The sequence below is a fragment of the Spiroplasma endosymbiont of Eupeodes luniger genome (assembly GCF_964019525.1).
In the GTDB taxonomy this organism is placed as follows: domain Bacteria; phylum Bacillota_I; class Bacilli_A; order Mycoplasmatales; family Nriv7; genus Nriv7.
In genome coordinates this window covers 245,042-260,403 of record NZ_OZ026453.1, presented here as the reverse complement: position 1 = coordinate 260,403, position 15,362 = coordinate 245,042, and the positions used below count along the sequence as shown (strand labels likewise).

The 15,362-nt window shown below is 26.9% G+C and carries 17 protein-coding genes; all 17 read right to left on the bottom strand.

Features of this window, described 5'->3' with window-relative positions; genetic code table 4:
• Positions 1–1,050: a spermidine/putrescine ABC transporter ATP-binding protein gene (gene potA / locus AACK86_RS01575; RefSeq protein ID WP_422398320.1), complete on the bottom strand. Its 1,050-nt coding sequence runs from the start codon at positions 1,048–1,050 to the stop codon at positions 1–3.
• A 48-nt stretch (positions 1,051–1,098) separates the two neighbouring features.
• Positions 1,099–1,638, bottom strand: a complete 540-nt coding sequence (locus tag AACK86_RS01570) for a helix-turn-helix domain-containing protein (RefSeq protein ID WP_338982205.1) — start codon at positions 1,636–1,638, stop codon at positions 1,099–1,101.
• 199 nt (positions 1,639–1,837) lie between these two features.
• Complete coding sequence (locus AACK86_RS01565) at positions 1,838–2,011, bottom strand: ankyrin repeat domain-containing protein (protein WP_338982204.1); 174 nt, start codon at positions 2,009–2,011, stop codon at positions 1,838–1,840.
• A gap of 56 nt (positions 2,012–2,067) precedes the next feature.
• Complete coding sequence (locus AACK86_RS01560; protein WP_338982203.1) at positions 2,068–3,000, bottom strand: ankyrin repeat domain-containing protein; 933 nt, start codon at positions 2,998–3,000, stop codon at positions 2,068–2,070.
• A 113-nt stretch (positions 3,001–3,113) separates the two neighbouring features.
• Positions 3,114–3,911, bottom strand: coding sequence for an ankyrin repeat domain-containing protein (locus AACK86_RS01555; RefSeq protein WP_338982660.1), 798 nt, complete (start codon positions 3,909–3,911; stop codon positions 3,114–3,116).
• Positions 3,912–4,100: 189 nt separating this feature from the next.
• Entirely contained in the window at positions 4,101–4,493 is a 393-nt protein-coding gene (locus AACK86_RS06880; RefSeq protein ID WP_422398306.1) for a transposase family protein, read from the bottom strand.
• The gene (locus tag AACK86_RS06875) at positions 4,478–4,849 is read right to left on the bottom strand and encodes a helix-turn-helix domain-containing protein (protein WP_422398265.1); all 372 of its coding nucleotides are present in this window, start codon (positions 4,847–4,849) and stop codon (positions 4,478–4,480) included. The genes AACK86_RS06880 and AACK86_RS06875 overlap by 16 nt, the downstream gene beginning before the upstream one ends.
• 181 nt (positions 4,850–5,030) lie before the next feature.
• The gene (locus AACK86_RS01545; protein ID WP_338982202.1) at positions 5,031–5,354 is read right to left on the bottom strand and encodes a transposase family protein; all 324 of its coding nucleotides are present in this window, start codon (positions 5,352–5,354) and stop codon (positions 5,031–5,033) included.
• Positions 5,355–5,453: 99 nt separating this feature from the next.
• Complete coding sequence (locus AACK86_RS01540) at positions 5,454–5,777, bottom strand: transposase family protein (protein WP_338982202.1); 324 nt, start codon at positions 5,775–5,777, stop codon at positions 5,454–5,456.
• A gap of 155 nt (positions 5,778–5,932) precedes the next feature.
• Positions 5,933–6,745, bottom strand: coding sequence for an HAD family hydrolase (locus AACK86_RS01535; protein ID WP_338982201.1), 813 nt, complete (start codon positions 6,743–6,745; stop codon positions 5,933–5,935).
• 126 nt (positions 6,746–6,871) lie between these two features.
• A complete protein-coding gene (locus AACK86_RS01530; RefSeq protein WP_338982200.1) occupies positions 6,872–8,059 on the bottom strand; it encodes a phosphoglycerate kinase in 1,188 nt (395 codons plus the stop codon).
• Positions 8,060–8,116: 57 nt separating this feature from the next.
• Positions 8,117–9,127 (bottom strand): type I glyceraldehyde-3-phosphate dehydrogenase, encoded by a 1,011-nt coding sequence (gene gap / locus AACK86_RS01525; protein ID WP_338982199.1) that lies wholly within the window; start codon positions 9,125–9,127, stop codon positions 8,117–8,119.
• A gap of 125 nt (positions 9,128–9,252) precedes the next feature.
• On the bottom strand, positions 9,253–10,137 hold the full coding sequence (locus AACK86_RS01520) for an ATP-binding protein (protein WP_338982198.1): 885 nt from the start codon (positions 10,135–10,137) through the stop codon (positions 9,253–9,255).
• Between the two features lie 21 nt (positions 10,138–10,158).
• Entirely contained in the window at positions 10,159–11,163 is a 1,005-nt protein-coding gene (locus AACK86_RS01515) for a DnaD domain protein (protein ID WP_338982197.1), read from the bottom strand.
• A 161-nt stretch (positions 11,164–11,324) separates the two neighbouring features.
• Positions 11,325–12,155: a DNA-formamidopyrimidine glycosylase gene (gene mutM / locus AACK86_RS01510; protein ID WP_338982196.1), complete on the bottom strand. Its 831-nt coding sequence runs from the start codon at positions 12,153–12,155 to the stop codon at positions 11,325–11,327.
• Between the two features lie 18 nt (positions 12,156–12,173).
• Positions 12,174–14,789: a DNA polymerase I gene (gene polA, locus AACK86_RS01505; protein ID WP_338982195.1), complete on the bottom strand. Its 2,616-nt coding sequence runs from the start codon at positions 14,787–14,789 to the stop codon at positions 12,174–12,176.
• 101 nt (positions 14,790–14,890) lie between these two features.
• Positions 14,891–15,361 carry a hypothetical protein gene (locus tag AACK86_RS01500; RefSeq protein ID WP_338982194.1) on the bottom strand — a complete coding sequence of 157 codons (471 nt, stop codon included), beginning with the start codon at positions 15,359–15,361 and terminating at the stop codon, positions 14,891–14,893.
• Between the last annotated feature and the right edge of the window lies 1 nt (position 15,362).

Here is a 15,362-nt window from a genome sequence, read left to right as displayed (position 1 = left end):
TTATTCAACCTCTTTTCACATTACATGAATGTCTTCTACTGACCACCTAACACCAACTTTTTTACCAACAATAACTGTATCTGTTGAATGCACCAAAAAATTTCGTTTTCGCGTTACAATAACAATTTCTCAATAAACACCTTTAAAAGTTACACTCTTAACGGTACCACGAAAATATCCACTCTTTTCACCAACAATATCAATATCTTCTGGACGAATTACAATATCAATATTAGTTTCATTAGTACCATATGCTTTATCTAAACAACGAAAATCACGACCATCAAAATGAACTAAATTATCATGAACAAATACTGCATTCTCAATAATATTTGATGCCCCAACAAATTTAGCTGTTCATTTATTTTCTGGTTCATTATAAATATTTTCTGGACTTCCTACTTGTTGAATTTGTCCCTCATTCATCACAACAATCCGATCAGACATTGTAAATGCTTCTTCTTGATCATGCGTTACTAAAATAAAAGTAATATCTAAATCATTTTGTAATCGTTTTAATTCTAACTGCATTTGTTGTCTTAATTTTAAATCTAAAGCTGCTAATGGTTCATCTAATAATAAAACTTTAGGTTTATTAACTAATGCTCTTGCAATTGCTACGCGTTGTTTTTGACCACCAGATAATTCATCAATATCCTTATCTTGAAAACCAACTAAATTAACTAATTCCAATGCTTCTAAAACTGCCTTTTTAATAACATCAATTTTTAATTTTTTAATTTTTAAACCATAAGCAACATTTTCATAAACATTCAAATGGGGAAATAACGCATAATTTTGAAAAATTGTATTAATTTTGCGTTTATGAATTGGCACCCGAAGCATATTCTGACTTTCAAAAAGAATTTCACCACTATTAGGGTCATCAAAACCACCAATAATTCTTAAAGTAGTAGTTTTTCCACAACCACTCGGTCCCAATAAAGTAATAAATTCACCAGCTTTAATATTTAAACTAATTCCTTTTAAAACTACTTCACCAGAAAAATCTTTCGTAATATTTCGTAATTCTAAAATATTAGGTTTAATTACTGTATCAATCATTTTTTTCATCACTCCTAAATAGTAAATATCTTTTTAAAACCTTGGTGGTGTTGTAATTCAAAGAACTTTACTGTCACCATTTAACATATTATTTTTTAAATAATGTTCTTCATTAACTTCTAAATGAAAAGCATCGCCCGTATTGGCAGTAATCTGTTTATTACCAACAATGACAACAACCCGACCAGTCAAAACTAATCCAAACACTTCGCCAATAAAAGGATTAACTTTTGGTGAACTTTTTCCTGCTTTTAATGTTATTAAAATTGGTTCCATATTATGAGCTTGACTCGTAGCAATAAGTCACTTAATATGATAATCCGTTTCTTCTAAAATTGACATCGCATCACTAGAAAATACATAGCTTTTATTTTTTTCATCATCTTTAAAAAAATCACTTAAAGAACAATTCAATACCGAAATAATATCTTGTAATGTTTCAATACTTGGTGATGTTAAATCTCGTTCCAATTGACTAATAAACCCCTTAGTTAATTCACATCGTTGTGCCAATTCATCAATTGTTAAATCTTGTTTTAACCGTAATGCTTTAATTTTCTTACCAATATCCATAAAACACCACCATTCTTTGTTTAGTATTAGTAAACATTAAGTTTAATTACAAAACGATTATATACGATTTTATCGTGATGTCAATTAAATTAACAAAGAAAAACTAAGAATTTTGAGAAAATTCTTAGTTTATTTTTATTTATTTTAAATGATTAAAATCACTGTAAATATTTCTACAAATCGAAATTTTTCTTATTTCCTAATAATCAGCAAACTGCTTTAGTTGCAATGAATCAATTCCAATATTAGCACCATTATCCAGCAAGAATTTAATGAATTCAATTTCACGATTTCGTAATGCATAATAAAGTGGTGTCCTACCATCATTACCTTTATTATTAAGATCAGCACCCCTAGCAATTATAAATTTCATAACCTCAATATTTCCTTGAATTATTCCATAAAAAATGGTATATAACCCACATTACTTTAGATATTAATATTAGCACCCCTAGCAAGCAACAACTCAATGATTGGAATATTCATAAGCTCTATTGCCACAAAAATTGGCGAGTCACCAGCTTCATTTTGAATATTTGCATCCGCACCCCGATCCAGCAACAATTCCATAATAGCAATATTTTCCTGTAATACTGCATAATGAAGTGGCAACTCATCAATATTATTTTTAATATTAACATCCGCATCTCAATCCAGCAACAATTCCATAATAGCAATATTTTCCTGTAATACTGCATAATGAAGTGGCAACTCATCAATATTATTTTTAATATTAACATCCGCATCTCAATCCAGCAACAATTCAATAATCGCCATTGATTGATTTTTTACAGCTCAAAAAAGTGGCGACTCACCTTTTTGATTTTTCATATTAATATTAGTACCATTATTAAGCAATAATTGAATTACTTCAATATTTTTTCTTAGTACTTCAATATGAAGTAGCGTATTGTCATAGTTATTTCAAAAATTACTATTTAACCCATAATTAATTAATATTTTCAATACAGGCAATGATTTATTAAATTCAATTTCTCGAAAACGATTTTCAATCGCTTCATTATTAATAAATATTGGGGCATTAATATTTAAATCTGTTGGCGTATTTTCTAAAAGTTCTCCAATTGCGATAATATCTTCACTAGCAATTAATTGTTCTAAACGATTAAGAATTTCATCTAATTGTTGTGCATTATAATTAGTTGCTCATGCTCTAATCCGATAATCAATGCGACGCAGATAATTATCTAATTGTTCTTTTTCATCAGCAGTATCTAACGATTTTTGTAATTCAGCAAATTTCATTTTTAAACTTGTTAATTCAACAACCGAATAGTTTACATAATTACTAAATTGTTTTTCTATTGTTAATAATTGTTTTTGTAATCCTTGTGGTAACATTTATCTTTCCTTTTTCAATTAATTTAAAAATAACCCCATCGTCGTTATTAATCATTTTTCAACAGAACCCATTCCTAAACTATGATAAGTTTTTAACTTAATAAAATTATTTCCTACTCTATTTTTCTACGCTTAAATTGTGAATTACTCGGTACATCTTCTGTTAATAACGAAGCATTAGTTGTTAATAAAGCAACAATTTCGCGATGAATACGGTCTTCCTCACATTCGCCTGATAATTTCCATCCAATATGAGCATCATAAGTATCCTTATATTCAATTTTACATTCATTTGCTAATTGGATCAGCGTCTTACCACAATCATTTTTAATATTAACATCGGCACCACTTTCAATTAATAATCGCACCATTTCAACATTTTTTGATGCCACAGCTGGAAAAAGGCAATTCTCATTATAAGGATTTTTAATATTAACATCCGCACCATTTTTAATCAAAAATCGTACCATTTCTAAATTAGATACTCTAGCTGCTAACATCATTGCTGTATAACCACCACTATCAGTTGCATTCATATTAGCACCATTATCAATTAACAATTGTACAATTTCTAAAGTACTTTCGCGAACGGCTACAATAAAAGCATTAAATCCAGAACTATTAAGAATATTATTAGCATCGGCACCATTATCAAGTAACAATTTAATTACAGCAACATTTTTCTTTTTTATTGCAGCAAAAAGAGGTGAGCCAAATATCCTATTTTTAATATTAACATCCGCACCACTAGCAAAGAGCAATTGCATAATTTCAATATTTTCTTTCCTTACGGCAATGCGAAGGGGGGGATCACCTAACTCACTCTGTAAATTTACATTAGCACCGCTAGCAAGCAATAATTTAATGATTACAATTTCTTGTTCTTCAATTGCATAAGAAAATGGTGTTATACCATAACTATTTTGTATATTAGACTTCTTGCATAACCTATTAAAAAAATTACAAATATTTGTAAAAAGACAGTAATAGAAAAATATAATTTTAATTAATTATGTCTTTTATCTAAAAAATTAATATTTTGCCACAACAAAAAATGAATTTATTATTTAAATTCTTTAATTTTAAATAAATCTTTTATGTTAAATTAATAATTGCAAATTATAAATTGAGGCAATTAAATTAAATCTTAAACCAAATCTTTTTCTACGATTACGATATTTTTCTGTCATAATTTTAAATTTTTTAAGAATAGCAAAAATATTTTCAATAATAATTCTCATTTTTGAAACTAGTCTATTATGTTGTTTTTGTGCTTTATTTAAATGGTTTTTCTTTGTTTTCTTTGTAGGTATTAGAACATTATTGTGAATTTTTTGTATTCCTTGATAACCACTATCAACTATTAATTTGGTATTTTTTAAAATTGGGATTTTTGATTCTTTAAATAAAGCATAATCATGTTTTTTCCCAAGTGAAAAACTTGTTGCAATAATTTTTCTGGTTTCTTGTTCGATAATTACTTGTGTTTTAATGGTGTGTTTTTTCTTTTTACCAGAATAAGATTGTTTTTGTCTTTTTTTGGGCGTTGGATTGGAGTTTCGGTAGCATCAATAATAATAGTTTTATCATTAAAATAATCATTTATTAGTGCTTTTTTACCAGCAAGTTGTTGAAAATCAGAGTTTTTAATTAAAATATCTTCAATTCACTTGATATTCCGATAACAATTAGCTTCACTAATTCCGAAATTTTTACCACGATGAAAATAAGTCTGATATTCTCGTCAATATGATAAAGTCATCAATAATCTATTTTCTAGTGATAATTTATTAGTTTTACCACCTTTTTTAAATTTTTCTATTTCAGCTACTTGTAAAATATCTAACATTTTATTAAAAGTGGATTTTTTTATTCCTGTTAATCTTAAACATTCTTTATCTATTAAGAGTATTAAAATTATTATTGTTCATATTTTGATATCCTCATAAATTATATTTTATAAGAATATTTTAATAAAAAAGGTATCGCAAGAAGTCTAATAATAGTTTTATCATTAAAATAATCATTTATTAGTGCTTTTTACCAGCAAGTTGTTGAAAATCAGAGTTTTTAATTAAAATATCTTCAATTCACTTGATATTCCGATAACAATTAGCTTCACTAATTCCGAAATTTTTACCAAGATGAAAATAAGTCTGATATTCTCGTCAATATGATAAAGTCATCAATAATCTATTTTCTAGTGATAATTTATTAGTTTTACCACCTTTTTTAAATTTTTCTATTTCAGCTACTTGTAAAATATCTAACATTTTATTAAAAGTGGATTTTTTTATTCCTGTTAATCTTAACCATTCTTTATCATTAAGAGTATTAAATTTATTATTGTTCATATTTTGATATCCTCATAAATTATATTTTATAAGAATATTTTAATAAAAAAGGTATCGCAAGAAGTCTAATAATAGTTTTATCATTAAAATAATCATTTATTAGTGCTTTTTACCAGCAAGTTGTTGAAAATCAGAGTTTTTAATTAAAATATCTTCAATTCACTTGATATTCCGATAACAATTAGCTTCACTAATTCCGAAATTTTTACCAAGATGAAAATAAGTCTGATATTCTCGTCAATATGATAAAGTCATCAATAATCTATTTTCTAGTGATAATTTATTAGTTTTACCACCTTTTTTAAATTTTTCTATTTCAGCTACTTGTAAAATATCTAACATTTTATTAAAAGTGGATTTTTTTATTCCTGTTAATCTTAACCATTCTTTATCATTAAGAGTATTAAATTTATTATTGTTCATATTTTGATATCCTCATAAATTATATTTTATAAGAATATTTTAATAAAAAAGGTATCGCAAGAAGTCTAATATTCTTAATACTTAAATTAAGTTTAGCAAAATAAAAAAAGTGTACAACTTATTTTATTAAAAAAACTAAGAGTTTTTATAACATCTTAGTTAATATCTAATATATATTTATGAATTGCTTTACTAACACCATCATTATTATAAGTATCAGTAATATCATTAGCAATTGCTAATAATGGTTTTTCACTATCTTTCATTGCAATTCCATAACCAGCTCATTCAATCATTTTATAGTCATTCATTCCATCACCAATCGCCATAACTTCTTCACGATTAATATTTCACATCTTAGCTAAATGTTTAACACCACTTGCTTTACTAATATTTAATTCATTAACCTCAATCATCCGAGATTTTCCCTTGTCAGAAACGGCAATTTCAGCAATTTGTAACTTTTCTAATTCTAAGGCTAAATTATTAATTCTTTTACTCTTACCTAATAATAAAATTTTATACATTCTAACATCAGAATTTTCATTAACTTTAACAAGTTTACGACGATTTAACTTTTGAATTAATCAAATTTTAAAAGTTTTCTTTAAAATATAACCAATATCACCATCAACACTATAACCTCAAAAAGCAACTTTATAATTTTTAGCTAAATTAATAATTTGCTTAATAGTACCTGATGCTATTTCTTTATCAACTAATAACTCACCAGTTCTTAAATTAATAACATAGGCACCATTAAAACATACCATATGCTCACTAGTTTCATATAAACCTAATTCGCGAGCAAACTTATAACTAGATTGCGGTGATCGGCCTGTAGCAATAATTACTTTAACACCAAGTTCTTGTGCTTGCTTCACAGCAACAATATTTTCTGGATGTAACTCAAAATGATTTTTCAATAATGTTTTATCTAAATCTAAAGCAACTAACTTAATTTTCATAATAACACCATTTATCTTTTCTAATTTTATATTTTTCACAAATAATTATAACATATGTTACAATTTTTATATTTTAAAAATAAAAATGTATCGTTTAAATAAACGATACATTTTTAATAACATCAACTATTTATCTTGAATAACTTCAATAGCGGGTAACGGTTTACCTTCTAATAATTCCAAACTAGCACCACCACCAGTTGAAATATAACTAAACTTATCTTTAAAACCTAACTGAATTGCTGCCGCTGCTGAATCACCACCACCAACAATACTAAAAACATTATTTAAATGGGCAATTGTTTCACAAATTGCTAGCGTTCCCTTACTAAAATTTTTCATCTCAAAAACGCCAACTGGACCATTTCAAATAATAGTTTTAGCTTCTTTAATATAGTCATTAAATAATGTTATTGTTTTCGCACCAATATCCATTCCCATATAATCATCAGCAATATTAGCATCAGTACTATTAATTCCAGACTGATCAACAAACTCTTTACTCATCAAATGATCAATCGGTAAAATAATTTTACCGTTTGCTTTTTGTAAATACTTTTTAGCTAATTGTACTTTATCTTCTTCAATTAAAGACTTGCCAATATTAAATTCTTGCGCTTTTAAAAAAGTATAACTCATTGCTCCACCAATAATTATTTTATCAGCTACCTTTAAAAGATGATCAATAACACCAATCTTATCAGATACTTTTGCTCCCCCTAAAATTACAACAACAGGTCGCTCAGGATTAATAATCGCTTTATTTAACATTGCTAACTCTTTTTCCACTAACAAGCCAATACACGATTCATTAATATTAGTTGCAATGCCAACATTAGAAGCATGCTCACGATGGGCTGTCCCAAAAGCATCATTAACAAACACATCACCTAAACTTGCTCAATATTTACCTAAACTAGCATCATTATTAGATTCTCTTTTATTTTCTAAATCAGCAAAACGCGTATTTTCCATTAATAAAACTTGTTTATTTTGTAAACTATTAATTGCTGTTTGCAATGTTACCCCACTAATTTCACCAACAAAGTTTACTTCGGTACCTAATAACTCTGCTAACCGCTTTGTTACTGGTTTTAATGAATATTTTTTTAAATCTTCTGACCGTTTTATTCTTCCCAAATGTGATAATAAAATAACTTTAGCATCGTGGTCTAATAAATATTTAATTGTTGGGATAGCACTAATAATACGATTATCATCACTAATAACACCAGCAACTAATGGCACATTAAAATCAACTCGAACTAATACTTTTTTATCTTTAAAATTAATATCTGCCAATGTTTTTTTCATATGAATTTAATTTTCCCTTCCAATAATAAAAACTAAGGTATGCACCTTAGCCATTATTTATTCCATTAAGTTTGCAATATGATTAACTGTTCGGCATAGTTGATTAACATATGACATTTCATTATCATATCAAGCAAAAACTTGGATTAATTGATCGTCTCCTAAAGTCATTACTTTAGTTTGCGTACCATCAAATAATGAACCATAACTAATACCAATAACATCACTAGAAACAATCGGATCTTCAGTATAACCAAAAGACTCATTAGCAGCATTTTTCATTGCTTCATTAATATCAGCAACTGTTACCTTTTTATTTAAAAGGACAGTTAACTCAGTAATTGAACCAGTAACTACTGGTATTCTTTGAGCTGCACCATCTAATTTCCCTTTTAAACTTGGTAATACTAACCCAATCGCTTTAGCAGCTCCCGTAGTATTTGGAATGATATTAACTGCCGCTGCTCTTGCTCTTCTAAAATCACCTTTACGATGTGGCCCATCCAAAATATTTTGATCATTAGTATAAGCATGAATTGTTGTCATCACCCCAGTTTTAATACCAAATTTTTCATCTAATACTTGTGCCATTGGTGCTAAACAATTAGTTGTACAAGACGCCGCTGAAATAATAGTATCACTAGCAACAATTTCATGATGATTAACATTAAACACAACGGTTTTTAAATCAGCTCCCGCAGGTGCTGAAATGACAACTTTTTTAGCTCCCGCAGCTATATGAGTTGCTGCACTTTCCTTAGTAACAAATAACCCTGTTGATTCAACAACAACATCAATATTTAACTCTTTTCACGGTAAATTTTTAGGATCCTTTTCAGATACAATTTTAATTTCATGACCATTAATAACTAAACTTGATTCCTTAATAATAACTTCCTTATCAAATCGCTTTTGTGCTGAATCATATTTTAATAAATGACCTAACATCTTAACATCACCTAAATCATTAATTGCTACAACCTCAATATTTTCATAATTCATTAATATTCTTAAAGTTAAACGACCAATGCGTCCAAACCCGTTAATTGCAATTCTTTTCTTTGTCATTCTGTTTTCCTCCTGTATGCACTGTAATAATTATACAAATAACTCATTTATTTTACAATTAAATTAGTAATTTTCTTCTAAAACACTATCTAGAAATTACCAAAGACATTGCAAATTTTGCCAATTTATTGGGCATATTTCCGAAGCACATCGCCTCCTAATAATACTGGTTTTGCCAAGTATCTAATTCTTTCTACTAAGCGAATTGATTTCACAATATCAATATTTTTATATTTAGCATTACGACTATAATATTCTTGTAAGTTTCCCATATCATAATTAGAAGTAAAAAATGTTGATAAATTATGTTGCATCCGATAATTTAAAATACTAAATAAAATCTCATCACGAGTTCATTCCGATACGGGTTCACCAGCTAAATCATCTAAAAATAGCACATCACAAGTTTGGAGCTTATAAATATCACTAGCTAATGAATTAGTTGCTTTTGAAATCGCTTGTTTTAATTGACTCATTAATTGTGGAACAAAAACAAAACATACTTTATAATCATTGCGAACTAAACTATTAGCTAATAAAATAGAAATATAAGTTTTACCAATACCAGGAGCACCATAAATATATAATCCTGTTGTTTGCTCTTTTTTAAGGAAATTAATAAAATATTCTTTTAATTTTATGCGAATAAAATCATTTTCTGGTAAATGAAAATCATTTTCTAATGATAAGTTAATCATTGATAAAGGAAAATGACAAATTAAATAATTATTACGAATTTTATCATTAGCTCGTAAATATTGACGATGTAAACAATCTTGCATTTCTAAATAAATGCGTTGATTTTCATAAACTAATTCTAACCGATATCCAGGAATTAATTGTTGACATTCATTTCAATTCAAACCATCCAAACATTCAACAAAATTATTTAAATATTTTTCTAAAATATCATTATTTCGTAATAAATCTTTTTTTAGTAATTGATGTTCAGCAATAAATTTTTGCAAAGCAACAATCTTAGTTTTTTGAATTCGATGATAAATATCCATAACAATCACTTCCTTCCATAATTATGTTTGATAAAGGGGGTCTTCTTGTAACCATTTTGGAATAATACCCGTATTTCATTTAATTTCATAATCAAATTTTGATTTTTTTATAATTTTATTAGATTTTACTTTTTCCTTATTAAAACTTTGAACATAAGCAGTTCTTAAATATATCATTGCTTGTTCAACAGTAGTAATCTGCTTTTGTTGTAATGTGCTCGCAATTTTTTCTAAATAAGCCACAACTAAAAGTTTATTATTTTTATATCACACATATTCAATTAAACAATTAGTAACTTCTGGTGGCAAAGTATAAGTAACTAATAACTTAGCCAATAATTGTAAATCTTTAGCTTGTAAAGGAAAATTTTGTAATAATGTTAAATATTTATATGGTGATATTGTTTGCATCTCATAAATTTTTTTTTGTAAAGGATTTTTCATATCTTCATTAGGAACTTCTAATGATTGTTTATTAGTTTCTGATAAATGATTGGTTTGGAAAATAAAATCAGCACTAGAAGCATCTGCTTTTACTATTGATAAAGAAAATACTTCATTAAAGCATTTCGTAATTTTTTTATAACTTGACAGATCTTCTTGATATTGAATAAATAAAAACTTTGTTCGTTCATAATCATTAAGAGAAAGATTATCAATTAGTAATTGATTAAATTGTTGATGATTAAAAAAGTCTTGTGGAGCCATCGGAGCAAATAATTCATAGTAATAAGTAACACCAATATTAGTATTATTACGATAAACATCAAGTAAATTTATTGCTTCTAACCGATTTCTCGCAACTTCAATTTCCAGTAATGATAATTGTAATAAATTTTGCAAGCGTAAATGCGAATTATCTAAATTTAAAACTTTCATTGATAATTGTTCATTTAATAAAGCAAAATATAGCGAAACAGCATTAACACCAATAATTGGTTGATATAAATGTTGAACTATCTTTTGCGTTTCACTACAAATATGAGAATTAATAATTATTTGAAATTTTTCTTCTGATTGTAACATTTTTTCTCCACCTTATTGTCTTATTTATTCTATGACAGAATAATAGCGATGTAAATAATAAACAATAAAAAAATAATTACCCACTAAGTTATCCACAACTTAGTCCTAAAAATATCTTATAAATAAGATGCTTTAATTTACTTATCCACATAATTCACAACTTATAATTTATTCTGACATTGACAGCAAAAATATGTACCACGACCATTAAGCTTAATTTTTTCAATTATTGAAGAACAAACATAACACGCTAATGCTTCTCTTTTATGGACTTTCAATAATTGCTGATATGTCCCTTTAACACCAACATTAGAAGTATAACTAGCAATTGTTGTTCCTTTTAAGTTAATCGCTTGTGTTAAAATTTGTTTCGCATTATTTAAAATTGCTTTTAAATGCTCGGTTTGTAATTTATTACACCTAGTAACCGGATGAATTTTACTAGCAAATAATACCTCATCAACATAAATATTTCCTAATCCACTAATAATACTTTGATCTAACAGCATTGTTTTAATAGCTCGGTTCTTATTTTTAAATTTCTTTTGTAAATAATCAACAGTAGCCATTGATTCAAAAGGTTCTGGCCCCACTTTGATTAATGGTGCTAATTGTTCATATTCATCCTTTTTTTGCAAATGAAAAGTACCAAATCTTCTTGTATCATGATATCTTAATTCACAACCATTACTTAATTCTAAAACTAATAAAACATGTTTTCATTCAGTATCATCATTAAGATTTTGATAATAATATTTACCTTCCATTCGTAAATGACTAATTAACACAAAATCTTCTAATTCAAAAATTAAATGTTTTGCTTTTCTTTTTAAATCAAGAATTTTTTGACCAACAATCAATTTTCGAAATGATACTAAGTCGGGTTGTTTAATTACTGAACTTCAATAAATTCTAATTCCTGTAATAACTTGATTGCAAACAAAAGGTTGTAAACTGGCACGAACAGTTTCTACTTCTGGTAATTCTGGCATTAACTTAATCTCCTTTATTTATACTTCATATCAATTATTTCCTATATTAATGTCAACCGTTAAGGGCACCTGCAATTTTGTTGCTAAATTCATTGCTGAATTAACAATTTTTTTAACAATTTCTAATTCATTTTCATATACTTCAACAATCAACTCATCATGAACTTGAGCAACAAGATACGATTTTAAATTATTTTGTTCTAATTGCTGATCAATTTTAATTAGAGCTAATTTAATTATATCAGCTGCTGTTCCTTGAATCGGAGCATTAATTGCTACGCGTTCTGCTGCTTGTTTAGCTACTCAATTCCGATCATTAATTGTTGGAATGTATCGGATCCGATTGAATAAAGTTTTAACAAATTTATGTTCATGACAAAATTTAATTGTATTATCCATATAATGACGAATTTCAGGAAAAACAGCAAAATATCGTTCAATAAATTTTTTTGCTTCGCTAATAGAAATCATTAATTGTTTACTTAAACCAAAATCAGAAATACCATATACAATCCCAAAATTAACAGTTTTCGCAACTCTTCGTTGCTGTTCACTAACTTCAGCTTGATTAATAGAAAATATTTTACTAGCAGTTAATGAATGAATATCTTCATTATTTTTAAATGCTTTAATTAATTCTTTAACATTAGCCATATGTGCTAAAACTTTTAATTCAACTTGCGAGTAATCGCTAGATAATACTACTTGTGTGCCAGAATCATTAGGAACAAACACCTTACGAACTAATTTTTGATGAACATCGTGAATACTAATATTTTGCATATTAGGTTCTTGTGAAGATAACCTTCCTGTTGTTGTATTAGTTTGATTATAAATCGTATGCACCTTACCATCTGCGAAAATATATTTTTCTAAACCTTTTAAATAAGTTGAATAAGTTTTTTGATATTTACGATATTCCAAAATTTTATCAATAATTGGATGTAATTGTTGCATTTGTAATTTCATTAATACTTCTTGTGCCGTACTACCTTTTTGTAAATCAGGTAATTTTAACACATCAAATAATAATTCTTTTAATTGTTTAGGAGAATTAGGATTAACATCTTGTTGCGCTAAACTATTAATTTCTTCATTTAATTGGGTAACAATTTTTAATACTTCTTTTGTTAAATGTTCTAATTGTTTCATATCAACACGAATACCGTGAAACTCCATTTTTGCCAATACAAAAGCACAAGGAAACTCAATATTTTTATACAACTCTAATTGTTGTTGTTGTTCTAATTTTTTACTAAGAAGCGGTTTTAAATGTAAAATTCATCAAGCTTTTCTAGTAATAAAACCAGCAACTTCTTGTAATTCTCGTACAACTTTTTTTTGATTTTTACCATAAAACATTTCATCATTCATAAAAGTTTGTTCAGCAAAATAATTAATAACATTATCAATCGTTACTTTCATATTCGCATTTAAAATATAACCTGCTAATTGTAAATCAAAAGCAATACCTTTAACTTCAATATGATGTCATTTACAACCATTAATAACTTTTTTCAAATCAAAAACATCTTTTAGACATTTTTCATCTTTTAAAAATGCTAAAAATAATTCATCAGTACTAGCAACAAGATAATCTAAATAAAATGTTCCTTTATCGTTAACAACCCCAAACCCAATAATGTCTGAAGTATAATAATTATCACCACTCATTTCAACAAATAACGCATTTTCAACACAATTATAATTAGCAGCTCACTTACTTAAAATTTTACCTTGATCTTTATTATTATCTTGTGAAGGATTATTTGTCTCTAAACGATTAACTAATGAATTCAAATTATATTTTAAATAAAATTCTTTTAAACGATTTAAATCTCTATTAATTGTTAACGAAGATAAATCCTTAGGAAAAGGAACATCATATCTTAAAGATGCCATTTCTTTACATAATAAGCCAATATTAGCATTATTCACAATTTTTTCTTTAACCGCTGTTTTTAATTCCTCTTGATGCATAATAATATTTTCTAATGTTCCAAATTGATGTAACAATGATAAAGCAGTTTTCTCGCCAATGCCTTTAATACCTGGAAGATTATCACTGGCATCACCTTTTAATCCTTTTAAATCAGGTATTTGGTTTGGAGTTATATCTCATCTTGCTTTTAATGAATCAACATTAATAATTTCTACTTGTGATAATCCCTGCTTCGGTTTAACAATTACCGTATTAGCAGATAATAACTGTTCTAAATCACCATCCGATGACAAAATTTCAATTTCTCAATTTAAATCAATTGCCTTTTTATTAATCGTAGCAATAATATCATCAGCTTCAAAATCAGGATGTTCATATCATTGAATTCCATAAGCATCTAAAAACTCACGAACTAATGGTAATTGCTGTAATAATTCTTGTGGGGTTTTAACGCGTTTTTCTTTATAACTAGGTAATATTCCATAACGAAAATTTTTAGATCCCGCATCAAAAGCAACCAAAACTAAATCATAATTTTGTTTTAAAATCTTTTCTAACATTGTAATAAAACCTAACAAAGCATTAGTTGGTGTCCCATCATTTGCTCGCAAAGTTATGGAATTACTATATGCGGTTGCGTAATATGCTCGAAAAACTAAACCATTACCATCAACTAATAATATTTTCTTCATTAAAAAATTTTCACCTAATTCTATTTCATTTCTTAAATTATTATAACAAATAAACTTGTTAAAAATAAAAACAGCAAAATCCTTGCTGTTTTTATTTTCAACTATGCAGGGTTGGCAGACTTATTTTTCTCTCAAAATTTTCAATTATTAACAACAATCTCTTTATTTTTCATTCGATAGGCAACTAGTAATAAAAATCCCGCTCCAATCATTAATAGTAAAGAAATAACTAATCCAATTGCCATTCTCTCGCCATTATCACTATTATCAATAATTGTAAAGATAAATGTTAAAAAACCAATAATTATATAAATACTACCAATTATTCAAAAGAAAATCCTTCTTTTTAAATCTCAAATATTTGTAATAACAAATGTAAAAAAAGCAATAATAATTAATATATTTCATAATGTTTGAGCAAAATTACTAGTTCAAAAATTTAGTTTTAAAACAACAGTATCATAAATAACAAATTTAGACTTAACTAATTCCACAAAACCATAAACAATCATTAAAAAAAATGCTAACGAAATTACTATTCGTCCAATTAATGCCCATTTTGTATTTTTCATT